Source organism: Enterobacter sp. 302C9, assembly GCF_034106085.1.
GTDB classification, from domain to species: domain Bacteria; phylum Pseudomonadota; class Gammaproteobacteria; order Enterobacterales; family Enterobacteriaceae; genus Enterobacter; species Enterobacter asburiae_B.
The window spans coordinates 672,236-696,674 of record NZ_JAWNBW010000001.1 but is presented as its reverse complement, the minus strand read 5'-3'; the positions used below and the strand labels follow the sequence as shown (position 1 = coordinate 696,674).

The window sequence follows — 24,439 nt, the reverse complement described above, 5'->3', positions numbered from 1 at the left end:
TCTTGCCTGACATCGTTATGGCTTACGCGCCACCGGCACATCAATACTCTTCAGGATATCGACAAACACGGATGGCTCCTCTTTATTGAACAGCAGCCACACGCGATGCCGCGCGCGGGTGATGGCCACATACAGCAAACGCCGCTCTTCGGCATCCGGGAAATCTTCCGGCACCGGCAGCAGGGCCTCTTCCATCACCGACTCGCGGGCCGGGGCCGGGAAACCGTCGCTGCCCTCTTTCAGCCCCACCACAATCACATAGTCAGCCTGCTGCCCTTTGCTGGCGTGAATTGTCATAAATTCAAGCTGCAGTTTCGGCCAGCGGGTGGCGGCTTTTTCCAGCGCCGCGGGCTTAAGGTGATGGTAGCGGGCCAGCACCAGAATACGTTCATCGGGCTTCGCGTAGCCGCTGAGCTTGTCCAGCAGCGGCTCCAGCTGGTCATCCGCCAGCAGGGTGACCGCTTTTTTATCCCCTGGGCGCAGGCTATTGAGTGGCTTGGCCAGCTGATGCGGGTTCTGCTGGATAAAGCGGTTGGCGATCTCACCAATGCGTGAATTGAAGCGGTAGGTGGTGTCCAGATCGCTGCGATCCCCTTCGCCAAAATAGTGGTGGAACGCGGTCGTCAGGGAGAGCTGCGCCCCGCTGAAGCGATAGATGGCCTGCCAGTCGTCACCCACCGCAAACAGCGACGTATGTTTATTTTGCGCCCGTAGCGCCGAGAGTAGTGCAGCACGCTGCGGAGAGATATCCTGGAACTCATCCACCAGAATGTGTTTCCACGGGCTGACAAAACGTCCCTTCTCAAGAATGATGATGGCCTGATGGATTAAACCGGAGAAATCGACGGCATTTTCCTCTTTCAGCGCGTTTTTCCAGGCTTTCAGCAGCGGAGCCATCAGCTTGACCCGTTTCGAGAACAGATCGCGGATCGCCTCCGGCGCGCTTTCAATCATCTCTGCCTGCGTTCCACCGTGCATTCGCATCAGGCTGACCCAGCGGTCAAGTCGCGAACCCAGCCGACGCGCCAGTTTGTCATCCTGCCAGAAGCTGCCCTCTGGCACCTCCCAGCCGAGCTCCTCCTCCAGCCACTGACGCCACCCTTTCGCCTGCGCCTTTTTCTCACTGCACTGCTGGCGCCACGTTTTGATGAACAGCGCCTGACGCGCCTGCGCGTCGTTTTCTAGCTTACTGATGGAAGGCACTTTTTTACTGCCCTGCTGAATAATATGCAGCGCAAGGGCATGGAAGGTTCTGGCCGTGATATCCCGCGTGTGCAGACGTTCCTGGATGCGTTCGTCCATCTCCTGAGCAGCCTTGCGGCCAAAGGCCAGAAGCAGTATTTGATCGGCTACCGCTTCTCCGGTCGTCAGCAGCCAGCCGGCACGCGCCACCAGTACCGACGTTTTACCGCTACCGGCCCCCGCCAGCACCAGCAGCGACTGCTCGCCATTGACCACCGCGCGCGCCTGGGCCGGATTGAGCGGTGAAGATTCCACCGTACTGAAAAAGTCGGCGTATTGGGTGAGCATAGCGTCCATCCAGGCCTGGTTATGGGCGAGACGGCTTTTATCCTTATCATTCAGCCAGGCCTGACACTGGCGCCAGGCGTCGCGACAGTTGTCAAACTCGTCGAGACGCGTCACGGAGAGCGGCAGCGCCGAGAGTGCCTGTCGGATCTTTTGCTGCAGCCCGGCGGTCTGCTGACGGGTCAGCCACGCGTGCTGTGCGTTGCTCTTCGCGATATCGTCCAGCACCTGCTGCAGCACCTGGGCGGCAATTACGCTCATATCCTGGCTCCACTGCTGCCACAGTGCGTTCAGGTGATGATGGAAACGCTGGGTTTCCGCCCACTCGGTGCCGTGAAGACGCACGACTTTATCGTCAGGCAGAACGAACTCCAGCTCGCCCCACACCAGCCCGCGTTTACAGTGGATAGCCAGAAGCTGATTAAACGGAATAAGGTATTCGTGGCGTTCCCCGGAGACTTTCACCCCGGCATTAAGGAGAACCACCCTGTCGTAAGGGTGTTGCGCCAGGCGTTTGCCTAACGACGTTGCTTTCAGTTCCATGTTCCGCCAAATCCACGAAGAGATAATTTACCTGACAGTTTAACTGCCAGTTTTAAGGTGCTCCAGCCTAAAAAAACGTTACAATCATTGGGCGTTAATTTTATCGAAAGGAAGTGAGGGTTTATGCGTACCGTTCTGAATGTGTTGAATTTTGTGCTGGGCGGTTTTGCCACCACCCTTTCCTGGCTTTTTGCCACGCTGGTGAGCATCGTCCTGATTTTCACGCTTCCCCTGACCCGTTCCTGCTGGGAAATCACAAAACTCTCCTTAATCCCCTACGGGAATGAAGCTATCCACGTTGACGAGCTCAATCCGGAGAACAAAAACGCCCTGATGAATACGGGCGGAACCCTGCTGAACATACTGTGGCTGATTTTCTTCGGCTGGTGGCTGTGCATCATGCATATTTTTGCCGGTATTGCACAGTGCATCACGATTATTGGTATTCCTGTGGGGATAGCGAACTTTAAGATCGCCGCTATCGCCCTTTGGCCCGTCGGTCGCAGGGTTGTTCCGGTAGAAGTGGCCCAGGCGGCCCGTGAAGCTAACGCGCGTCGTCGTTTTCAGTAAATAAGGACCGGCCGCGTTTATGCTAAGCCCACTGCTTCGCCGTTATACCTGGAACAGCACCTGGCTATACAACGTCAGGATATTTATCGCGCTTTGCGGCACGGTTGCCCTGCCCTGGTGGCTGAATGATGTCAAGCTCACCATTCCGCTTACGCTGGGAGTGGTGGCCGGGGCGCTGGCGGACCTGGACGATCGTCTGGCCGGACGTTTACGTAACCTGGTCATTACGCTCGTCTGCTTTTTCATTGCGTCAGCGTCCGTTGAGCTGCTTTTCCCGTGGCCCTGGCTGTTTGCCCTGGGCCTTACGCTCTCAACCAGCGGGTTTATTTTGCTGGGCGGCCTCGGGCAGCGCTATGCCACCATCGCGTTTGGTGCATTGCTGATCGCCATCTACACCATGCTGGGCGTTTCCCTGTACGACCAGTGGTACCAGCAGCCGGTTCTCCTGCTGCTGGGCGCCATCTGGTATAACCTGCTGACGCTAACCGGTCATCTGATCTTCCCGGTTCGCCCGCTGCAGGATAACCTTGCCCGCAGCTTTGAGCAGTTAGCCCACTATCTGGAACTGAAATCCCGGCTGTTCGACCCGGATATCGAGGAAGAAAGCCAGGCTCCGCTCTACGATCTGGCGCTGGCAAACGGCCAGCTGGTCGCCACCCTTAACCAGACAAAAGCCTCTCTGCTTACCCGTCTGCGCGGCGATCGCGGTCAGCGCGGAACGCGAAGGACCTTACACTACTATTTTGCCGCCCAGGACATTCACGAACGTGCCAGCTCCTCGCACGTTCAATACGCGGCCCTGCGCGAGAAGTTCCGCTACAGCGACGTGATGTTCCGCTTTCAGCGCCTGCTGTCCATGCAGTCTCAGGCGTGTCAGCAGCTCTCGCGCTCCATTCTGCTGCGTACGCCCTATCAGCATGACCCCCGCTTTGAACGCGTATTCAGCCATCTTGATGCGGCGCTCGACCGCGTTCAGGCCAGCGGAACGTCACCGGAGCACATCAAAGCGCTGGGCTTTCTGCTGAACAACCTGCGGGCGATTGATGCTCAGCTGGCGACCATTGAGTCCGAACAGGCGATGGCGCTGCCGGGCAGTGAGGTGGAAAATCAGCTTGCTGATGACAGCGTGCACAGCGTTAGCGATATGTGGCTACGGCTGAGCCGTAACTTTACGCCGGAGTCGGCTCTCTTTCGCCACGCGGTGAGAATGTCGCTGGTGCTGTGCGTGGGGTATGCCTTTATCCAGATAACCGGGCTGCACCACGGCTACTGGATCCTGCTGACCAGCCTGTTCGTCTGCCAGCCGAACTATAACGCCACCCGACACCGTCTTGCGCTGCGTATTATCGGCACGCTGGTCGGCGTCGCGATCGGCCTTCCGGTACTCTATTTCGTGCCCGCCGTTGAAGGTCAACTGATTCTGATTGTGATCACCGGCGTGCTGTTCTTCGCGTTTCGCAACGTGCAGTACGCCCACGCCACCATGTTCATCACGCTGCTGGTGCTGCTCTGCTTTAACCTGCTGGGTGAAGGGTTTGAAGTTGCCCTGCCCCGCGTGATCGATACCCTGATTGGCTGTGCGATTGCCTGGGCTGCGGTCAGCTTTATCTGGCCGGACTGGCGTTTCCGCAATTTGCCGCGCGTGGTAGACAGGGCAATGAACGCCAACTGTCGATACCTTGACGCAATCCTGGAGCAGTACCACCAGGGGCGCGATAACCGCCTGGCTTACCGGATAGCCCGTCGCGACGCGCACAACAGTGACGCAGAACTGGCCTCCGTTGTCTCTAACATGTCAACGGAGCCTCGCGCCACGGCGGAGATTCGTGAGACTGCGTTCCGCCTGCTCTGTCTGAACCATACGTTCACCAGCTATATTTCGACGCTGGGTGCCCACCGTGAGAAACTCACCAACCCGGGCATTCTCAACCTGCTCGATGATGCCGTCTGTTACGTTGATGACGCACTTCATCACCGACCGGCCGATGAGCCGCGCGTTCAACAGGCCCTGGATGAACTGGCTCAACGCATTGCGCATCTTGACCCAGGAAACGACAGCAAAGCACCGCTGGTTCTTCAGCAAATAGGCCTGCTTATCGCTCTGCTGCCTGAAATTTGCCGGCTGCAACAGCAAATCGCTACCTGGAGGAGTGATTCTCCTGTGGCTCAGGCAGTGCATTAAACCACTCCGTCAGCTCCCGGCGAATGCCTGCCGGGAGTGCCGCCTCATGCAGCCCCTCGATAGCCCCTTCCAGTGCGAAGAGAACCTTAATACCGAGCGCTTTGTTTTTTGCCCGCATCTTCAGCCAGCTCGCTCTGGCACCCAGCGCCCGCAGCGTTTCCTCATTGGTAATGCCAGCTTCAAAGAGCAAGACTTCAAGCTGAAAGGTCAGGTTTGGCAGATCCTTGAGTCGGTTTCGTTGATGGCGCTGATAGCGCTCTTTTCTTGCCGCACTGAGCGCAAACGAGGAGAGCTGAAGCAGCCGCTCTCTGTCCTGCCATAATCCGTCATCCACACGATAATAGTTGAGCAGCACCGGGCGGCCTCGCTTCATCAACGTCAAAAAAGAGGAGGCATTTTTTACACAGTATTTCGCACTCTCCTCACAGGCGCGAAGATAAAGCTCTCCGTCTGACACCATGGCAAAAACCGCATCATCCACCGCCAGGGTATAGCCTCCAAACAGCGCACGATGATGAATCTCGCCCAACGGGGAGAGGTATTCCTGGGATTTATAAATCCGTTCATAAGATATCTTTTTCATGATATTTCCCTTCAAAATCATAAAGTAACAACGAAATTTCTTACTAGCGGATCCGTTAGCAGGAAAATAGGCAACTTATTGCCGATGAGCAAGATGATTTTTCGAGGGACATCAACATTGAATGAATTTTGCGAGTCGCTTTCCGAAAATGAGGTTGATCTTTATGCATACAGGGGTTACTGTATATCCATACAGTAACTACAGGGCTGGAATGAATATGCACACTTCAGGCTATGCAAATCGCTCAACCTCTCTCTCTTCTACCGCAGGCAATGTCGCGCAGAATTCCGTCGAGCGTGTTTCCACGGGGCTTATCAGTGAAGTGGTTTATCGTGAAGACCAGCCCCTGTTGACGCAACTTTTGTTGTTGCCGTTATTACAACAGCTTGGTCAGCAATCGCGCTGGCAGCTTTGGCTCACGCCCCAGCAAAAACTGAGCCGTGAGTGGGTTCAGTCCGCAGGCCTGCCGCTTACTAAGGTCATGCAAATTAATCAGCTCCCGCCGTGCGATACCGTTGAGTCGATGATCCGCGCGTTACGCACCGGAAATTACAGCGTGGTGATTGGATGGTTACCGGAAGAATTGACGGAAGAGGAACATTTCCGTCTGACTGAAGCAGCCGAAGAAGGGAATGCGATCGGGTTCATTATGCGTCCGGTTCGATCGGATTCTTACCGCAGAGGACAACTTTCTGGGCTAAAAATTCACTCCAATTTGTATCATTGAGTGAAATTAAGATTTTTCCTGGAATTTTTTTTGACCACAAGATGGCATTAAAGTTCCCGGCCTGAAAATTGCGGCAAGGCTTGTCTGGTGCGGTTCTCCTTAATTTTATTGCACAAAATTCGTTCGAAAAATGTTAAATAATCGGTATACGGAACTTTTTTTTTCATATGCCTGACGGACTTCACACTTGTAAGTTTTCAGCTACGTTGTAGACTTTACATCGCCAGGGGTGCTCGGCCTAAGCCGAAGATATCGGTAGATTTATATTTGACCACGCCCCCCGGTGAAGGATTTAACCGTGATTCTCTCCTGAGACTTTCATGGCGAATTTTGGATGATAACGAGGCGCAAAAAATGAAAAAGACAGCTATCGCGATTGCAGTGGCACTGGCTGGCTTCGCTACCGTAGCGCAGGCCGCTCCGAAAGATAATACCTGGTATGCAGGTGGTAAACTGGGCTGGTCTCAGTTCCACGACACCGGCTGGTACAACAGCAGCCTGAACAATGATGGCCCAACTCACGAGAGCCAGCTTGGTGCAGGTGCGTTCGGTGGCTATCAGGTTAACCCGTATGTTGGTTTTGAAATGGGTTACGACTGGTTAGGTCGTATGCCATACAAAGGCGACACCATTAACGGCGCTTTCAAAGCACAGGGCGTTCAGCTGACCGCTAAACTGGGCTACCCAATCACTGACGATCTGGACGTGTACACCCGTCTGGGCGGCATGGTATGGCGCGCAGATTCCAGCAACAACATCTCTAGTGACAACCATGACACCGGTGTTTCCCCAGTATTCGCTGGTGGCGTTGAGTGGGCTATGACCCGTGACATCGCTACCCGTCTGGAATACCAGTGGGTTAACAACATCGGCGACGGCAACACCGTTGGTGTTCGTCCAGACAACGGCATGCTGAGCGTAGGTGTTTCCTACCGTTTCGGCCAGCAGGAAGAAGCAGCTCCAGTTGTTGCTCCAGCGCCGGCTCCAGCTCCAGAAGTACAGACCAAGCACTTCACTCTGAAGTCTGACGTTCTGTTCAACTTCAACAAAGCGACTCTGAAACCAGAAGGCCAGCAGGCACTGGATCAGCTGTACACCCAGCTGAGCAACCTGGATCCTAAAGACGGTTCCGTAGTGGTTCTGGGCTTCACCGACCGTATCGGTTCTGACGCTTACAACCAGAAACTGTCTGAGAAACGTGCTCAGTCTGTTGTTGATTACCTGATCTCTAAAGGTATCCCAGCTAACAAGATCTCCCCACGTGGTATGGGCGAATCTAACCCAGTTACTGGCAACACCTGTGACAACGTGAAAGCTCGCGCTGCACTGATCGACTGCCTGGCTCCAGATCGTCGCGTAGAGATCGAAGTTAAAGGCATCAAAGACGTTGTAACTCAGCCAGCGGCATAAGTTATCGTCTTATAAAAAAACCCCGCCATGCGGGGTTTTTTATTGTCTGAAGAAAAGAAAAATCTATTTTTTACCCAACAGAGCCTGAAGGTCGTTCTTCAGCGTCGACATCTGGTTGGCGTACTTCTCTTTATGTTCGGCATCCTCAATCAGCTGCACGATGGTTTCCGACAGCGTTTTGCCCCGTCGTTGTGCCAGCCCAGCCAGGCGTTGCCAGACAACGAACTCCAGGTCGATTGATTTTTTGCGAGTGTGCTGATGCTCAGCATTAAAATGCCGTTTGCGTCGCGCGCGGATAGTTTGCTTCATCCGGTTTAACAACGCGGGATTGATGTGTTTCTCGATCCAGCCGTTAACCTGTACCGGTTCATTTTCGAGGGTCAGCAAAATATCCACGGCTTCTTGCGCAGCGCTGGCTTCGACGTAGCAGGTGATCAGCTCCCCTTCACGGTGCTTTTTGACCAGGTACTTCCATTTCCAGCCGCTTTCGAGATTTTCCAGTTGTTGATATTTCATTGCGATCTCAGTGTTACCACGTAACTCTGTTCAGAATATCAGTTTTTTAGCAATCTGCTGAAAAGAAATCATATCCTGTGAGTGAATGCAGCCAATCGCCCTGTCGAAATCCCCAATCCTGCTTGGGTACAGCCCCCCGCTTACGGTATACTCCACGCTTTTACATCTGACTAAAAAACATCAACTTTGACCATTACGAAACTTGCATGGCGTGACCTTGTTCCGGATACCGAAAGTTACCAGGAACTGTTTGCACAGCCCGAACTCGCAAAAGAACACGAATTCATCCTTAGCGATACGCAGCCTCGTTTGCATTATGCGCTGGAGCAGGTGTTAAGCCCATGGGCAACAGCGCCCTTCATGCTGCTCAAGGCCCCGGAAGAAGCGGAATACCTGACGCTGCTCGGTGATGCCGTGCGCCAGCTGAAGCCGGAAGCGAACGCAGTTTTTGGCGGCCAGTATCGTATTGCGGGACATGATGTCACTTTCGAACCAACGGCGCAGACCGATGGCCGTTTTGCCGTTAAAGGCGAAGTGATTACCGCTAACTGGGTCGAGGCGGAACAACTCTTTGGTTGTCTGCGCCAGTTTAACGGCGAACTTTCGCTGCAGCCGGGGCTGGTTCATCGCGCAAATGGCGGTGTTCTCATCATCTCACTGCGTACCCTGCTCTCGCAACCGCTGCTGTGGATGCGTCTGAAAACTATCGTCAACCAGCAGCGTTTCGACTGGGTCGGCTACGACGAGTCTCGTCCTCTGCCTGTCTCTGTTCCGTCTATGCCGCTGTCGCTGACCGTCGTGCTGACGGGCGACCGCGAATCGCTGGCGGATTTCCAGGAAATGGAGCCAGAACTCGCTGAGCAGGCGGTGTATAGCGAATACGAAGACAACATCCAGATTGCTGACGCCGACGATATGGCGCAGTGGTGCCAGTGGGTGATGGCCGTTGCTGAGCGTTTTGCGCTGCCAACCCCTGCGGCTGACGCGTGGCCGGGCTTAATCCGCGAAGCGGTACGCTACACCGGTGACCAGGAAACGCTGCCGCTTTGCCCGCTCTGGATCGGCAAACAGCTGCGTGAAGTGGGTGTGATTAGCGGTAACGGGACGTTCACCGGAGAACAGCTCACTCAGATGCTGGCTCAGCGTGAGTGGCGAGAAGGCTATCTTGCCGACCGTATGCAGGATGAAATTCTGCTGGAACAAATTCTGGTGGAAACCGAAGGCGAACGCGTCGGGCAGATCAACGCCCTGTCGGTGATTGAATTTCCTGGCCATCCGCGCGCATTCGGGGAACCGTCCCGTATCAGCTGCGTTGTGCACATTGGCGATGGCGAGTTCACCGATATTGAACGAAAAGCCGAGCTGGGCGGCAACATTCACGCGAAAGGCATGATGATCATGCAGGCGTTTTTGATGTCAGAGCTGCAGCTTGAGCAACAGATCCCCTTCTCCGCCTCGCTGACGTTTGAGCAGTCCTACAGCGAAGTGGATGGCGATAGCGCCTCTATGGCCGAGCTGTGCGCCTTAATCAGCGCCCTGGCGGAAGTGCCCATCAATCAGAACATCGCGATCACCGGTTCGGTGGACCAGTTCGGTCGTGCCCAGCCAGTGGGAGGCCTCAACGAGAAAATTGAAGGCTTCTTCTCTATCTGTCAGCAGCGCGGTTTAAACGGCAAACAGGGTGTGATTATTCCTGCTCCCAACGCACGCCATTTGAGCCTCAGCCAGGATATTCTGGATGCGGTTGAGCAAGAGCAATTCACCATCTGGGCCATCGAAGGGATTGAGGATGCGCTACCCTTACTGACAAATCTGGTTTGGGATGGCGAAGGGCAAACTACCCTGATGCAGACTATCCAGGAGCGCATAGCTCAGGCGACACAGCAGGATGCTCGTCATCGTTATCCATGGCCGTTACGCTGGCTGGGCTGGTTTAGTTCGAACTGATCGGACTTGTTCAGCGTACACGTGTTAGCTATCCTGCGTCCTTCACTAAAATAAGGCTTACTGAGAACATGGTAGATAAACGCGAATCCTATACAAAAGAAGATCTTCTTGCCTCTGGTCGCGGTGAACTGTTTGGCGCTAAAGGCCCACAGTTACCGGCCCCGAACATGCTGATGATGGACCGTGTCGTGAAAATGACCGAAACCGGCGGCAACTTCGATAAGGGTTACGTAGAAGCAGAACTCGATATCAACCCGGACCTGTGGTTCTTCGGTTGCCACTTTATTGGCGATCCGGTAATGCCTGGCTGTCTGGGCCTGGATGCCATGTGGCAGCTGGTTGGCTTCTATCTGGGCTGGCTGGGCGGCGAAGGTAAAGGTCGCGCGCTGGGCGTGGGCGAAGTAAAATTTACTGGCCAGGTTCTGCCTACAGCGAAGAAAGTGACCTATCGTATTCACTTCAAGCGCATCGTAAACCGCCGCCTGATTATGGGCCTGGCGGATGGCGAAGTGCTGGTCGACGGTCGTCTGATCTATAGCGCAAGCGACCTGAAAGTTGGCCTGTTCCAGGACACATCAGCTTTCTGATCGTGCTTTTCGCACCTCCAGAAAGGCGAAACCTCCGCATTGCGGAGGTTTCTTTTTTGAAAGAGACGTTATCAGGCTATGAGTGCCCTGTCGCCGATGGCTTCTCGCCAGCCTCCAAGCCATTGTGACCTTTGATTTATCGTCTGATAAGGACACATTTCTTTAGAACGTCCAGCGATGCCGGCCTGATAACCACGTTGATGAGCCCGTTCCAGGCGATCTCGTTTCTGTCTCTTCATGCCTCGTTTCCCTCATTCTTTTGTCTGGTGGAAAGAAAACAGTGTCTGCACTCAATGCACAGGCACAGATAACGAATACCCCGAATTAGTCGCATCGTCAATGTTCAAAATTCATACGGGTGTCATATTTGTGAGCTAGCCGGAAGTTCATTTGTACAAAAATTGTGACGTGGCACAAGTAACAATCTGAAGTGAAAACGAAAAAAAACCGCAATCAGCAACAGGCCAACTGCGGTTTTTGATGATGAATTTTACTTATGGCAGCCGGGAAATTTCTCTCGCGATGCTGGCCGACTCCTGTGCCCAACCCTGAGCCAGAACTTTCACCATTTCGTCATAGCCATCTTTCTGCTGCTGCAGCTCCAGATGGAAAGGACGCTTAATCAGCTGCCCCTGATGGTTCAGCAACCACTCCCCGCTGATCACCACCGCACCGTCATAGCGGCCGTGGAAGCCCGTGACCGTGACGTTAAGCGTATCCTGGTCGTTACCCAGCGGCTGCGACGCGACAACCCAGCCCGGAAGCTGGCTGCCCAGATTGGCCACCAGCGTGTTACGCAGCTGCTGATCCAGCGGGCTGGCCCACAGGTTGTTCGTCGCAATCACGTATTTAACGTCGCTGGTCTGATAGACCACGCCGTTTCCTGCCAGATAATCCGGCACGGCAACCTGCTCAACCCACAGCTGGCGGTTTCCCTGGCTGGCCGTGCTTTGCCCACCGCTGTGGGTAGACACAGGCAGCTGATAGTAGCTTTTATTATCTACCCCTGAACTGCACGCCGTTAACAGCAGAGCGCCAACCATCAATAGCCACTTTTTCATTCTTTTGCCCTCTTCGGCTCAGGATCCTTTTTATCTTTCGCTTCGAACACCAGCGCATTGCTCTTCTCGTTGAGCGTTTTCAGCACCGGCTGCAGTTCACGCAAGACCTGATCAAGACGCTGCATATCTGCCACCATCTTGTTGTAGGCCGCTGAACCCGGCTGGAAGCCCTGCATACTGCGGTTCAGCTCACGTAGCGTTTTCTGCATATCCTGCGGCAGCTGCTGCATGCTCTGGCTCGCAGTGATCTTGTTGATGTTATCCAGCGTGGTTTGCAGGCGACGCATCGTTGCCTGGCTTTCGCTCAGCGAGTTCGTCGCCGCTTCAATCATCGGATTCAGTGGCAGATTGTTGATCTTATCCAGCGTTTCCATCAGACGCTGCTGGATCTGAGCCAGACCGCTGCTCACCGTTGGGATGATCTTGTAGCCACCAAATTCACGAATACCGGTAATCGGCGGTGCTTTCGGGTAGAAGTCCATATCCACATACAGCGCACCGGTCACCAGATTACCCGTCTTCAAGGATCCACGCAGACCGCGGTCCATCAGTTGACTGATATGGGTGGCAATATCCTGATTCTCGCCAATCTGGTTAAGCAGACGTTCCGGCTCGATGCGGATCAGCACCGGAATACGATAATCATCGTCCAGCATCTGGCTCAGGCCCGGAACAAAGAACGGAACTTGCCCAACCGTACCAAGACGAATACCGCGGAACTCAACGGGCGCGCCCGGCTGTAGACCGCGAACGGAATCCTTGAAGAACATCAGGAAGTCGATGTGGTCGGTATAGAGCGCGTCCTGAATGCTTCGCTGATCGTCAAAGAGTCTGAACGCCGTTTTCTCGGCAACCGGCTGCCCCAGATCCTGCCCTTCCGGCACATCAAAGCTCACCCCGCCGCCAAACAGCGTGGTTAAGGAACCCATTTCTACGCGCATCCCCGCCGACGTAAGATCGACCGCGATCCCGCTGTCCTTCCAGAAGCGAACGTTGCTGGTCACCAGACGATCGTTTGGCGCATTGATGAACAGCTGATAGCTGATGGTACGCTTTTGCGCATCGAAGGTGCTGGTTTCAACGGAACCGACGCGGTAGCCGCGGAACAGTACTGGATCACCCGCAGTGAGCTGACCCGCTTTTTTGCTGTCGAGGATCACGCGGATACCCTTGGCATCAGGCGGCGCAAGCGGCGGTGAGTCGAGAAGCTGATATTGCCCAGGCTGGCTGCCCTTCGTGCCGGGCTGCAGTTCAATGTAGGCTCCAGAGAGCAGCGTCCCTAAGCCGCTGATCCCTTCGCGCCCCACCTGCGGTTTAACCACCCAGAAAACGGAATCGCCATGCAGCAGTTTTTCCATGCCGGCATTAAGGCGCGCCTTAATTTCCACATGGGTTAAATCGTCGGTCAGGGTTGCGCTTTCGACCACGCCCACATCCACGCTACGGCTTTTGATGGTCGTTTTACCGCCCTCAATCCCCTCGGCATTGGTGGTTATCAGCGTGACTTCCGGTCCCTGATGGCTGTAATGATAAAACAGGATCCATGCACCGATCAGCGCGGTCACGATGGGGAAAATCCACACCGGCGACCAGTTTTTGACCTTCTGCACTTTCGCCTCTCCACTCTTATGTTCCATGCTCTTACTCTTCCTCATGGCTTGATTCAGGCTCACGATCCCACGATAAACGAGGGTCGAAGGTCATGGCCGCAAACATGGTCATAATCACGACCAGTGCAAACATTAAAGCCCCCATCGCGGGATAAATACTCATCAAACCGCCCATCCGCACCAGTGCAGAGAGAACGGCGATGACAAATACGTCAATCATTGACCAGCGTCCGACAAACTCGACCACTTCATAAATCAGGTGCATGCGTTCGCTGTCGCGTTTTCCATGCCCCTTCGCATCCCAACAGAGCCAGGCGATGGCGATCATTTTTAAGGTTGGCACCATAATACTGGCGATAAAGATCACGCCGGCGACAGGATAGGAACCTTCGCCCCACAGCAGGATCACCCCGGCGAGGATCGTCGAGGGCATTTTATCGCCGAGCAAATCGGTGATCATGATCGGTAGAATATTGGCAGGCAGATACAGCATGATGGAGGTGACCAGCAGGGCCATCGTCCACTGAAGGCTATTTTTACGGCGTACGTGACCTTTCGTTTCGCAGCGCGGACAAACGTCGAGATCGGCGGGCAGCACGGCGGTGCAGCACGGGCAGGAACGCAGCCCCTGACGAATGCCGGGCACGCCGACTTTTACCGTCTGCGCAAGCGTCGGTGCCGGGGCGATATCATCCCACGCCCAGCGTCTGTCCACGCACTGGAAAGCACGCAGCTGCAGGACACAGTACAGGCACCACGGAATAAAGCTGCTGCCGATCCCCACGTCACCGTATGCCATGAGCTTCACGAAACTGACCAGAATGCCCGCCAGAAAGATCTCGGCCATGCCCCAGCTTTTAAGCTGAAAAAGGATACGCGCGAGCCGGATTTTCAATGATGAGGGCATCCTGACGCGGTTGACCAGCAATAGGATAACGACCAGGCAAAAAGCCGGGACTATCTGGACAAACAGGAGAAAAAAGGTGCCGAGGCTGGCGTAATCTTCCGAGAACATCACGCCCGGGATTTCAAGCAGATCCACCTGGCTGGTTATCCCTCCCACCTTCATATAGATGAAAGGGAAGAGATTGGAGAGCAGCAGCATGAACAATGCTGCCAGAGCGTAAGCAGTGGGACGCTGCCGCGGCGCGTCCCACTCGGTTGTCAACGTTGCGCCGCAACGTGGACACAGGGCTTTATGTCCGTGACCAAGCTCTGGCAACGCCACGAGCATATCGCATTGCGAGCATAAAATATGCCTGTCGGCATGGTGCTGGTCACACATATGTTATCCCTGTCTATGCGCCGTTTTTCAGAGACTCAAGGTACTCCCAGCGCTCAAATGCTTCTTCCAGGGCTTTTTCAGCCGCGGACAGTTCAGCCAGTACTTTCTGAGTATAGTCATGCGATTGGGTAAAGAATGACGCATCAGCAACCTGTTTTTGCAGATCCTCAAGCGCGGCCTCCAGCTCTTCAAGACGCTGCGGTAGCCCCTCCAGTTCGCGCTGCAGGTTATAGCTTAGTTTAGCCGAGGTTTTCTTGACAGTTTCTGCTTTTGTTACAGCAGGTTCTGAACTTATTTTGGACTTTGACTGTTTCTGCGCCAGAGACTGCGATTGCTGCCCTTTTGCATCGTGATAACCACCTACGTATTGTCCAATTCGCCCTTCACCTTCGAAGATCCAGCACTCGGTTACGGTGTTATCCACGAACTGACGATCGTGGCTGACCAGCATTACGGTCCCCTGATAACCGTCAATCAATTCTTCGAGCAATTCCAGCGTTTCGACATCCAGGTCGTTCGTTGGTTCATCGAGAATCAACAGGTTACTTGGTTTCAGGAACAGACGCGCCAGCAGCAGACGATTACGCTCTCCGCCAGATAACGCACGCACTGGGGTCATCGCACGTTTCGGATGGAACAGGAAGTCCTGCAGATAGCCCAGCACGTGGCGCGGCTTGCCGTTTACCATTACCTCTTGCTTGCCTTCGGCAAGGTTATCCATCACCGTGCGGTCCGGATCCAGCTCCGCGCGGTGCTGGTCGAAGTACGCCACTTCCAGCTTAGTCCCACAGTGAATGCGGCCGCTGTCGGCCTGCAGCTGGCCCAGCATCAGCTTCAGCAGCGTGGTTTTACCGCAGCCGTTCGGGCCGATAAGCGCAATTTTGTCGCCGCGCTGCACCTGGGCGGAGAAATCTTTCACCAGCACTTTGCCATCAACCTGATAGTTGACGTTTTCCATTTCGAAGACAATCTTGCCGGAACGGGACGCTTCTTCCACCTGCATTTTGGCGCTGCCCATCACTTCACGGCGTTCGCTGCGCTCACGGCGCATTGCCTTCAGAGCGCGCACGCGGCCTTCGTTACGGGTACGGCGGGCCTTGATGCCCTGGCGGATCCACACCTCTTCCTGCGCCAGCTTGCGGTCGAACTCCGCATTCTGCAGCTCTTCCACGCGCAGGTTTTCTTCTTTCTCAAGCAGATAGGTGTCGTAATCGCCAGGATAGGTGACCAGCTTGCCGCGGTCGAGATCGACAATACGCGTCGCCATGTTGCGAATAAACGAACGGTCGTGCGAGATAAAGATGATGGTGCCGCTGAAGGTTTTCAGGAAACCTTCCAGCCAGTCAATCGCTTCGATATCCAGGTGGTTCGTCGGTTCGTCCAGCAGCAGCACCTTCGGCCCGCTGACCAGCGCGCGGCCCAGCGCCGCTTTACGCAACCAGCCGCCGGAGAGCGCCGACAGCTCCATGTCCGGTTCCAGACCAAGCTGGGCCAGAACCTCGTTAATGCGGTTTTCAAGCTGCCACAGACCGTGGTGATCGAGCATCTCCTGCACTTTCGCCAGTTCGTTGAGGTTCTTGTCGCTCGGGTCGGTCATCACCAGATGCGAAATCTCGTGATAGCGCTTCAGGTATTCGGCCTGCTCAGAAATGCCTTCCGCCACGAAATCGTAAACGCTGCCTGTCACGTGACGCGGCGGGTCCTGCTGGAGGCGAGAGACGATCAGATCCTGCTCGTACACGATGCGACCGTCATCCAGCCCCTGTTCGCGGTTGAGGATTTTCATCAGCGTGGATTTACCCGCGCCGTTACGGCCCACCAGACAGACGCGCTCGTTATCTTCGATATGCAGCTCTGCATTATCGAGAAGCGGCGAGTCGCTGAAAGAGAGCCACGCGCCGTGCATACTAATTAAAGACATTTATTTTTCCTTTCAGGCCGCGGTAATCAACCAGCAGTTATGAATTTGACGGTTACGGGCAAAGTCCTGAGACAGCGTTTTTTGGCTGATTTCTTGTGCTTTCAGTCCCAGGGCTGCTAAGCCGTCATGATCCATACGGAAGCCGCGTTTGTTGTTCGAGAACATAATGGTGCCGCCCTTGCGCAGCAGGCGCTTCAGGTCGGTCATCAGGCGCAGGTGATCGCGTTGAACGTCAAAGCTATCCTCCATACGCTTGGAGTTGGAGAAGGTCGGCGGATCGATAAAGATCAGGTCGAACTGCTCGTCAGTATCACGCAGCCAGCCCAGCACGTCGGCCTGCATCAGACGATGCTGACGTCCGGTCAGCCCGTTAAGACGCAGGTTGCGCTCCGCCCACTCCAGATAGGTGCGGGACATATCCACCGTGGTGGTGCTCCGCGCACCGCCCAGACCCGCATGCACGCTCGCGCTGCCGGTATAGGAGAACAGGTTGAGGAAATCTTTGCCCTTGCTCATCTGACCCAGCATGCGACGGGCGATACGGTGGTCGAGGAACAGGCCGGTATCCAGATAGTCTGTCAGGTTCACCCACAGGCGAGCGTTGTATTCGCCCACTTCGATAAAGTCACCCTTCTCGCCCATCTTCTGATACTGATTTTTTCCTTTCTGACGCTCGCGGGTTTTCAGCACCAGCTTGTTCGGCGCAATGCCGAGCACGGCGATGGTGGCCGCGATAACGTCCAGCATGCGCTGACGCGCTTTTTGCGCATCAATGGTTTTCGGTGGCGCATATTCCTGAATCACCACCCAGTCCGCGTAGCGGTCAACCGCCACGTTGTACTCCGGCAGGTCGGCGTCGTACAGGCGGTAGCATTCAATCCCTTCCTGCTTCGCCCACTTTTCATATTTTTTCAGGTTCTTGCGCAGGCGGTTGGCGTAATCCTCCGCCACGCCGGAAGGCTTACTGTCCGCCGCTTTCTCCGCCAGATGGTAGTTTTTCTGCACGCAGTCCAGCGGGCCGTTTTTCGCCTTAAACTGGCGATCGGCACGCAGCTGCAGGCAGCTCAGCAGCTCCGGCGAGGCGCTAAACAGCGACAGGTTCCAGCCGCCGAAGTAGTCCTTCATATTGCGGCCCAGCAGGCTGTGCAGGGCAATCAGCGCCGGCTCGCTGTCCAGACGCTCGCCGTAAGGCGGGTTGCTGATCACGGTACCGTACGGACCTTTTGGCAGCGGGTTGGTCAGATTCGCCACGTCTTTCACCTCGAAGGTGACCAGCTCGCCGATACCGGCGCGACGGGCGTTGCTGCGCGCGCGTTCGATTACGCGCGGGTCGCTGTCCGAACCGTAGAAGTGGGAGGTGTACTCCGCCAGACCTTTACGCGCGCGGGTTTGCGCGTCATCTTTGACCTCTTTCCAGAGCGCTTCGTCGTGCTGGGCCCAGCCTTTAAAGCCCCAGTGACCGCGATGCAGGCCCGGCGCGCGGTCGGTTGCCAGCATGGCCGCTTCAATCAGCAACGTACCGGAACCACACATCGGATCGAGCAGCGGCGTGCCCGGCTGCCAGCCGGAGCGCATCGCAATAGCGGCAGCCAGGGTTTCTTTAATTGGCGCCATACCGGTACGATCGCGGTAGCCGCGCAGGTGCAGGCCCGCGCCGCTCAGATCGAGAGAAATACTCGCCGTGTCGCCGTTCAGCCAGACGTTAATACGCAGATCCGGATTTTCGCGATCGACGTTCGGACGTTCCTTATTTTTACGCGTAAAGCAGTCCACAATGGCGTCTTTTACGCGCAGGGCACCGTACTGGCTGTTGCGGATCTCGTCGTTCACGCCGTTGAAATGCACCGCAAAGGTGGCATTAGGCGTGAAGATCTCTGTCCAGTCGATCATCTGTACGCCGGTATAGAGGTCCAGGTCGCTATAGACCTTGCACTCCTTCATCGGCAGCATGATGCGCGACGCCAGACGGCTCCACATCAGGCTCTGGTAAATAAGCCGCGTGTCGCCCTCAAAATGGACACCACCCTGAACCACCTGGCACTCTTGCGCGCCCAGGCTTTCCAGTTCAGTTTTTAACAGCTCTTCCAGCCCACGGGCCGTACTGGCAAACAGAGAATTCATATCGTCACTTTTACTCTTAGAAAATTGTCGCGCATTATAGCTAATATGGCGTGTATGTCATAAAGTTGAAGGCTTATTTTCATTTGTGGGAGTGTGCAGTGGCGACGTTATCCAGGCTTTTTATTCATCCGGTGAAATCCATGCGCGGCATCGGCGTCTCTCACGCGCTGGCCGACATGAGCGGATTCGCCTTCGATCGTATTTTTATGGTCACCGAGCCTGACGGCACGTTCATTACCGCACGCCAGTTCCCGCAGATGGTTCGCTTTACCCCTTCCCCGCTTCATGACGGTTTGCACCTTACCGCGCCGGACGGTTCCAGCGCGGTCATTCGCTTTGCTGATTTTGCGCCTGTCGATGCGCCAACGGAAGTGTGGGGCAATCATTTTACCGCGCGCATCGCCCCGGATGAGATTAACCGCTGGCTGAGCGGTTTCTTCTCCCGCGACGTGCAGCTGCGCTGGGTAGGTCCTGAACCGACGCGTCGCGTGAAGCGCCACGACGCCGTTCCCCTCTCCTTCGCCGATGGTTTCCCGTTCCTGCTGACTAACGAAGCCTCGCTGCGTGATTTACAAGGCCGCTGTAAGGCCAGCGTTCAGATGGAACAGTTCCGTCCGAACCTGGTGGTCACGGGCGCCGACGGCTGGGAAGAAGACACCTGGAAAGTGATCCGCATCGGCAGCGTCATCTTTGATGTCGTAAAACCCTGCAGCCGCTGCATTTTCACCACGGTGAGCCCTGAGAAAGGCCAGAAGCACCCTTCCGGCGAACCGCTGAAGACGCTGCAGTCGTTCCGCACCGCGCAGGACAACGGCGATGTGGATTTCGGGCAGAACCTGATCCCTCGCTCCAGCGGCGCAATCCGCGTCGGTGATGAGGTAGAAATTCTTGCCCGAGGACCTGCAAAAGCGTACGGCTCAGGTCAGGAAGAAGAAATGGTCGACGTTGTGACGAATGTCGCCTCTGCGGTAGATATTCACTGGCAGGGCAACGTCATCCGTGGCAACAACCAGCAGGTATTACTGGAGCAACTGGAGCAGGCAGGTATTCGCGTACCCTATTCCTGTCGCGCAGGCATTTGCGGATGCTGCCGCATCAGGCTGGTGGATGGAGAGGTCAGTGCGCTGAAAAAATCGGCAATTGGAAATGACGGCACAATTCTGTGCTGTAGCTGCATACCGAAAACGTCCGTACAGCTGGAAGCTTAAACCGCCTGTTCAAGGCTGAAGGAGTCTACGCGCAGCTGCGGCTTCAGCCTGTCGTTCATCACTTTAATGGCATCGCCAAGCTGCATCGTCCGCCCGGCAATGGTTACGCCGGGCTGTGCCAGCAGGCAGAGCGCAGCATTTTCGCCAGGCTCAACCACCAGCAGGCTCACCTCTTCTGCGGTATCGCTCAGATTGACGCTGGCCGCGTCACCCGTTGCCGGGGTCCAGCTCATACCATGCGCAAGAAAATGCCAGCTTTTTGGCATTTGTGGTTTCAGGAAGCGGATAGCCACCAGCGCATTTAATACCAGCTCGGCACGCTGCTCTTTAGAGAGCACCAGATCCCGGCATTTTTCTTCAAAGGAGAAATAAAGCGCCGCATCGTCAACGCAAAAGCCCGACGGGGAAAATGCATCCGGGGTTAACATTCGGCGGGCAAAACGAGAACGAAACAACATGCCATTGGCTAAATCGAGCATCATTCGGTCATGCTCGTCGCAAAAATACCAGCGCCAGTTATCGTCAGGTTTAATTCGCATGTGTCTCTCCCGTCCCCAAACGTCCTGTACTAAAAATGTCCTGTTTGCCGCCTCGTTTATAACACCATTAATAAAAGACTATAATGACTAAATAAGCAACAGTGACGGAATATAAAACAACCAGGGCTGGAAATAAAGCCCTGGTTGTCTGATTAAGAGAAAAGATTAGATATGAGTAACGATTTCTTTAATCAGCGGCGGTCCTTTAAAAATAAAGCCGGAATAGATTTGCACCAGTGACGCACCTGCCGCCATCTTCTCGCGCGCAGCAATCACTGAGTCAATGCCGCCGACGCCAATAATCGGCAGACGTCCTTTTAATTCTGCAGACAGGGCGCGAATAATTTCGGTGCTTTTTAATTGCACCGGACGTCCACTTAACCCACCCGCTTCGTCACAGTTTTTCATTCCCTGCACGAGGGAACGATCGAGAGTGGTATTGGTCGCAATAACACCATCAATATTATGGCGAACCAAACTGTCGGCAACCTGGATCAATTCTTCAGGAGAAAGATCCGGGGCGATCTTAACCGCGACCGGAACATATTTATGGTGGATCGTCTGGAGTTCATTTTGTTTATTTTTAATGGCACTCAGAAGATCGTCCAGCGCTTCGCCATATTGTAAGGAACGCAGACCCGGAGTATTGGGTGAAGAAATATTCACCGCGATATAACCGGCATAGGCGTAGACTTTTTCCATACAAATCAGATAGTCATCTTTACCCTGCTCTACCGGCGTGTCTTTATTTTTACCGATATTGATGCCTAATATTCCGTCAAAATGGGCTTTTTTTACGTTCTCAACCAGGTGATCAACACCGAGGTTATTAAAGCCCATGCGGTTGATCAGCCCTTCGGCTTCAACCAGGCGGAACAGGCGCGGCTTGTCATTTCCCGGCTGCGGGCGCGGCGTGACGGTACCGATTTCAATGGAGCCAAAGCCCATCGCGCCCAGGGCATCAATGCACTCGCCATTTTTGTCCAGACCGGCCGCCAGACCCAGCGGATTCTTAAAGGTCAGACCCATGCAATGCACAGGTTTTTCCGGCACATTCTGACGCACCAGAGCGGCCAGCGGCGTTCCGGTAATACGACGTAATTGCTGGAATGTAAATTCATGAGCGCGCTCAGGGTCGAGCTGGAAAAGGGCTTTACGAACGAAGGGGTAGTACATGAACTCTCCTGGATTCCCGGTGTGCAAACCGGGAGGGGATTATGGGCGATCCACGCGCGAAAGGGAATTGACCTGCGGCAAAAAATCAGCGTAAAACGCAATCGTTTACCTCCCCGTCTATTTCTTATGCACTTTTTCGCATTTTAATTGCAGATAAATCATTTAGTGGAATAACCGCGCGGTGTCACACTCCTGAAAATTGTTATGAATGTTAGATAAAAGCAAACAATTGGTTATAAGGAGGAAGTATGCGCGTCATTACCCTGGCCGGAAGTCCACGATTCCCTTCGCGCTCCAGCGCCCTGCTGGAATATGCCCGCGAAAAACTCAATGCCCTGGATGTGGAAGTGTGCCACTGGAACCTGCATAACTTCGAACCTGAAGATCTGCTCTACGCCCGCTTCGACAGCCCAGCGCTGAAAACGCTCATCGAGCAGCTTAACGGCGCTGACGGCTTAATTGTGGCCACGCCTATTTATAAAGCCTCTTTTTCCGGGGCGCTGAAAACCCTGCTCGATCTGCTTCCGGAACGCGCCCTGGACGGCAAAGTCGTGCTGCCGCTGGCAACGGGCGGTACGGTTGCCCATTTACTGGCCGTGGATTATGCCCTGAAGCCGGTGCTGAACGCGCTGAAAGCGCAGGAGATCCTCCACGGCGTTTTCGCAGATGACTCCCAGGTTATCGATTATCAACATAAACCTCATTTTACGCCGAACCTGCAAACCCGCCTCGATACTGCCCTGGAAACCTTCTGGCATGCCCTGCACCGCCGGGATATCCAGGCCCCGGCGTTTGGTCAGCCTCAAGGAGTCGCACATGTTTAAAACGTTAACCCGTATCGGCCTGGCAGGTCTGATGGCGCTTACCTCGCTGGCCCATGCCGCAGAAGCGGCTCCGGAAAGTTTGCGCATTGGCTATCAGAAAGGCAGCGTCAGCATGGTGCTGGCGAAAAGCCACCAGCTGCTGGAAAAACGCTTCCCGGACACCAAATTCTCCTGGGTGGAATTCCCGGCTGGCCCGCAGATGCTGGAGGCCCTGAACGTCGGCAGTATCGATCTCGGCAGCACGGGTGATATTCCGCCGATATTCGCCCAGGCGGCGGGAGCGGACCTCGTCTATGTTGGCGTTGAGCCGCCCAAACCGAAGGCCGAAGTGATCCTGGTGCCTGAAAACAGCGACATTAAAAGCGTCGCGGACCTCAAAGGGCATAAAGTGGCTTTCCAGAAAGGTTCCAGCTCGCACAACCTGCTGCTGCGTGCCCTGCAGGAAGCCGGGCTCAAGTTCACTGACATTCAGCCCGTTTACCTGACGCCTGCCGACGCGCGCGCCGCGTTCCAGCAGAAGAACGTTGATGCCTGGGCCATCTGGGATCCGTACTACTCCGCCGCATTGCTGCAGGGCGGCGTTCGCGTGCTGAAAGACGGTACCACGCTGAAGCAGACCGGCTCGTTCTATCTGGCCGCGCGTCCTTATGCGGAAAAGAACGGCGCATTTATCCAGGGCGTACTGGATACCTTTACTCAGGCCGATGCGCTGACCCAGACCCAGCGTCAGGAGAGCATTGCCCTGCTGGCGAAAACCATGGGCTTACCTGAGCCGGTGATCGCGAGCTATCTCAACCACCGTCCGCCGACCACCATTACGCCCGTGGACGCGCACGTCGCCGCGCTTCAGCAACAAACGGCTGACCTTTTCTATCACAACCACCTGGTGCCGAAACAGGTCACTATTCGCGAACGCATCTGGCAGCCCGCAGGCAAAGAAGGAGCTAAATCATGAGTCTGAATCTTTTCTGGTTTTTACCCACCCACGGTGATGGACACTATCTTGGTACAGAAGAGGGCTCGCGCCCGGTTGACCACGGCTACCTGCAGCAGATTGCGCAGGCGGCGGACCGAATCGGTTTCACCGGAGTGCTGATCCCGACCGGACGTTCATGTGAAGATGCCTGGCTGGTCGCCGCGTCGATGATCCCGGTCACCCAGCGTCTGAAGTTCCTGGTTGCATTACGTCCGAGCGTAGTCTCCCCCACCGTGGCGGCGCGTCAGGCGGCAACGCTGGACAGGCTGTCCAACGGCCGCGCCCTGTTTAACCTGGTGACGGGCAGCGATCCGCAGGAGCTGGCGGGCGATGGGGTGTTCCTCGACCATACCGAGCGCTACGAAGCCTCCGCCGAGTTCACCCGCGTCTGGCGACGTCTGCTGGAAGGTGAAACCGTCACCTTTGAAGGCAAGCATATTCACGTTCGTGACGCGAAGCTCTACTTCCCGCCGGTGCAGCAGCCGCGACCGCCGCTCTATTTTGGCGGATCGTCGGACGTAGCCCAGGATCTGGCGGCAGAGCAGGTCGATCTCTATCTGACCTGGGGCGAACCGCCTGAGCTGGTGAAAGAAAAAATTGCCCAGGTACGCGCTAAGGCGGCCGCCCATGGGCGCAAGGTGCGCTTCGGCATTCGCCTGCACGTAATTGTGCGGGAAACCAATGAAGAAGCCTGGCAGGCCGCTGACCGCCTGATCTCCCACCTGGACGATGAGACCATCGCCAGGGCGCAGGCCGCGTTTGCCAAAACCGACTCCGTCGGACAGCACCGAATGGCGTCCCTGCACAACGGCAAGCGCGAGAACCTGGAGATCAGCCCGAACCTGTGGGCGGGCGTTGGCCTGGTGCGCGGCGGTGCGGGCACGGCGCTGGTCGGCGACGGACCGACCGTAGCCGCCCGGATTAATGAATACGCAGACCTGGGTATCGACAGCTTTATTCTCTCCGGTTATCCGCATCTGGAAGAGGCGTACAAGGTGGGCGAGCTGTTATTCCCGCATCTGGATGTTGCCATTCCGGAAATCCCGCAGCCGCAGCGGCTTCAGCTTCAGGGCGAAGCCGTGGCGAACGAGTTTATTCCCCGCAAAGCCACGCAGAGCTAAGGAGT

General features: G+C 55.4%; 21 protein-coding genes. 10 read left to right on the top strand and 11 right to left on the bottom strand.

Features of this window, described 5'->3' with window-relative positions; all coding sequences use genetic code 11:
- Window positions 1-15: 15 nt before the first annotated feature.
- Window positions 16-2,070 (bottom strand): DNA helicase IV, encoded by a 2,055-nt coding sequence (gene helD / locus UR289_RS03260; RefSeq protein ID WP_064672235.1) that lies wholly within the window; start codon window positions 2,068-2,070, stop codon window positions 16-18.
- Window positions 2,071-2,193: 123 nt separating this feature from the next.
- On the opposite strand from helD, the gene UR289_RS03255 reads away from it, so the two are divergent.
- Both UR289_RS03255 and yccS read left to right on the top strand, forming a co-directional pair.
- The gene (locus UR289_RS03255) at window positions 2,194-2,640 is read left to right on the top strand and encodes a YccF domain-containing protein (protein WP_032649128.1); all 447 of its coding nucleotides are present in this window, start codon (window positions 2,194-2,196) and stop codon (window positions 2,638-2,640) included.
- 19 nt (window positions 2,641-2,659) lie between these two features.
- A complete protein-coding gene (gene yccS, locus UR289_RS03250; protein ID WP_320709151.1) occupies window positions 2,660-4,822 on the top strand; it encodes a YccS family putative transporter in 2,163 nt (720 codons plus the stop codon).
- On the opposite strand, the gene UR289_RS03245 is transcribed toward yccS, so the two are convergent.
- Complete coding sequence (locus UR289_RS03245) at window positions 4,779-5,405, bottom strand: TfoX/Sxy family DNA transformation protein (protein WP_033145121.1); 627 nt, start codon at window positions 5,403-5,405, stop codon at window positions 4,779-4,781. The two genes, yccS and UR289_RS03245, sit on opposite strands and share 44 nt — an antisense overlap.
- Before the next feature lie 217 nt (window positions 5,406-5,622).
- Here UR289_RS03245 and sulA point away from each other — a divergent pair, with 217 nt between their 5' ends.
- Both sulA and ompA read left to right on the top strand, forming a co-directional pair.
- A complete protein-coding gene (gene sulA, locus UR289_RS03240) occupies window positions 5,623-6,132 on the top strand; it encodes an SOS-induced cell division inhibitor SulA (protein WP_033145120.1) in 510 nt (169 codons plus the stop codon).
- Window positions 6,133-6,486: 354 nt separating this feature from the next.
- On the top strand, window positions 6,487-7,542 hold the full coding sequence (gene ompA / locus UR289_RS03235; RefSeq protein ID WP_320709150.1) for a porin OmpA: 1,056 nt from the start codon (window positions 6,487-6,489) through the stop codon (window positions 7,540-7,542).
- Window positions 7,543-7,605: 63 nt separating this feature from the next.
- On the opposite strand, the gene matP is transcribed toward ompA, so the two are convergent.
- The gene (gene matP, locus UR289_RS03230) at window positions 7,606-8,058 is read right to left on the bottom strand and encodes a macrodomain Ter protein MatP (RefSeq protein WP_032658161.1); all 453 of its coding nucleotides are present in this window, start codon (window positions 8,056-8,058) and stop codon (window positions 7,606-7,608) included.
- Window positions 8,059-8,244: 186 nt separating this feature from the next.
- Between matP and UR289_RS03225 the strand changes: the two genes are divergently transcribed.
- Window positions 8,245-10,005, top strand: coding sequence for an AAA family ATPase (locus UR289_RS03225; protein WP_033145119.1), 1,761 nt, complete (start codon window positions 8,245-8,247; stop codon window positions 10,003-10,005).
- A gap of 68 nt (window positions 10,006-10,073) precedes the next feature.
- The gene (gene fabA, locus UR289_RS03220) at window positions 10,074-10,592 is read left to right on the top strand and encodes a 3-hydroxyacyl-[acyl-carrier-protein] dehydratase FabA (protein WP_008499931.1); all 519 of its coding nucleotides are present in this window, start codon (window positions 10,074-10,076) and stop codon (window positions 10,590-10,592) included.
- Between the two features lie 71 nt (window positions 10,593-10,663).
- Here the strand turns inward: fabA and rmf are convergent, their stop codons facing one another.
- The 6 genes from rmf to rlmKL form a co-directional block, all read right to left on the bottom strand.
- Complete coding sequence (gene rmf / locus UR289_RS03215; protein WP_013097261.1) at window positions 10,664-10,831, bottom strand: ribosome modulation factor; 168 nt, start codon at window positions 10,829-10,831, stop codon at window positions 10,664-10,666.
- A 255-nt stretch (window positions 10,832-11,086) separates the two neighbouring features.
- On the bottom strand, window positions 11,087-11,653 hold the full coding sequence (gene pqiC / locus UR289_RS03210; RefSeq protein ID WP_320709149.1) for a membrane integrity-associated transporter subunit PqiC: 567 nt from the start codon (window positions 11,651-11,653) through the stop codon (window positions 11,087-11,089).
- Window positions 11,650-13,290 carry an intermembrane transport protein PqiB gene (pqiB, locus tag UR289_RS03205; protein ID WP_320709148.1) on the bottom strand — a complete coding sequence of 547 codons (1,641 nt, stop codon included), beginning with the start codon at window positions 13,288-13,290 and terminating at the stop codon, window positions 11,650-11,652. The genes pqiC and pqiB overlap by 4 nt, the downstream gene beginning before the upstream one ends.
- A gap of 4 nt (window positions 13,291-13,294) precedes the next feature.
- Window positions 13,295-14,548: a membrane integrity-associated transporter subunit PqiA gene (gene pqiA, locus UR289_RS03200; protein WP_023311024.1), complete on the bottom strand. Its 1,254-nt coding sequence runs from the start codon at window positions 14,546-14,548 to the stop codon at window positions 13,295-13,297.
- Between the two features lie 13 nt (window positions 14,549-14,561).
- Window positions 14,562-16,469, bottom strand: a complete 1,908-nt coding sequence (locus UR289_RS03195; protein ID WP_039261607.1) for an ABC transporter ATP-binding protein — start codon at window positions 16,467-16,469, stop codon at window positions 14,562-14,564.
- 12 nt (window positions 16,470-16,481) lie between these two features.
- On the bottom strand, window positions 16,482-18,590 hold the full coding sequence (gene rlmKL / locus UR289_RS03190) for a bifunctional 23S rRNA (guanine(2069)-N(7))-methyltransferase RlmK/23S rRNA (guanine(2445)-N(2))-methyltransferase RlmL (protein ID WP_320709147.1): 2,109 nt from the start codon (window positions 18,588-18,590) through the stop codon (window positions 16,482-16,484).
- Between the two features lie 98 nt (window positions 18,591-18,688).
- Here rlmKL and UR289_RS03185 point away from each other — a divergent pair, with 98 nt between their 5' ends.
- Window positions 18,689-19,798, top strand: coding sequence for a YcbX family protein (locus UR289_RS03185; protein WP_320709146.1), 1,110 nt, complete (start codon window positions 18,689-18,691; stop codon window positions 19,796-19,798).
- Here UR289_RS03185 and zapC read toward each other — a convergent pair.
- Window positions 19,795-20,337, bottom strand: a complete 543-nt coding sequence (gene zapC / locus UR289_RS03180; protein WP_023311020.1) for a cell division protein ZapC — start codon at window positions 20,335-20,337, stop codon at window positions 19,795-19,797. The two genes, UR289_RS03185 and zapC, sit on opposite strands and share 4 nt — an antisense overlap.
- Before the next feature lie 165 nt (window positions 20,338-20,502).
- Entirely contained in the window at window positions 20,503-21,513 is a 1,011-nt protein-coding gene (gene pyrD, locus UR289_RS03175) for a quinone-dependent dihydroorotate dehydrogenase (RefSeq protein WP_320709145.1), read from the bottom strand.
- Between the two features lie 248 nt (window positions 21,514-21,761).
- Between pyrD and ssuE the strand changes: the two genes are divergently transcribed.
- Genes ssuE through ssuD form a run of 3 tightly spaced genes read left to right on the top strand, consistent with a single transcriptional unit; the run spans window position 21,762 to window position 24,434 of the window.
- On the top strand, window positions 21,762-22,337 hold the full coding sequence (gene ssuE / locus UR289_RS03170; RefSeq protein ID WP_023335146.1) for an NADPH-dependent FMN reductase: 576 nt from the start codon (window positions 21,762-21,764) through the stop codon (window positions 22,335-22,337).
- Entirely contained in the window at window positions 22,330-23,292 is a 963-nt protein-coding gene (locus UR289_RS03165; protein ID WP_320709144.1) for a sulfonate ABC transporter substrate-binding protein, read from the top strand. The genes ssuE and UR289_RS03165 overlap by 8 nt, the downstream gene beginning before the upstream one ends.
- Window positions 23,289-24,434: an FMNH2-dependent alkanesulfonate monooxygenase gene (ssuD, locus tag UR289_RS03160; RefSeq protein WP_320709143.1), complete on the top strand. Its 1,146-nt coding sequence runs from the start codon at window positions 23,289-23,291 to the stop codon at window positions 24,432-24,434. Before UR289_RS03165 ends, ssuD begins: the two co-directional genes overlap by 4 nt.
- The last annotated feature ends 5 nt before the right edge of the window (window positions 24,435-24,439 follow it).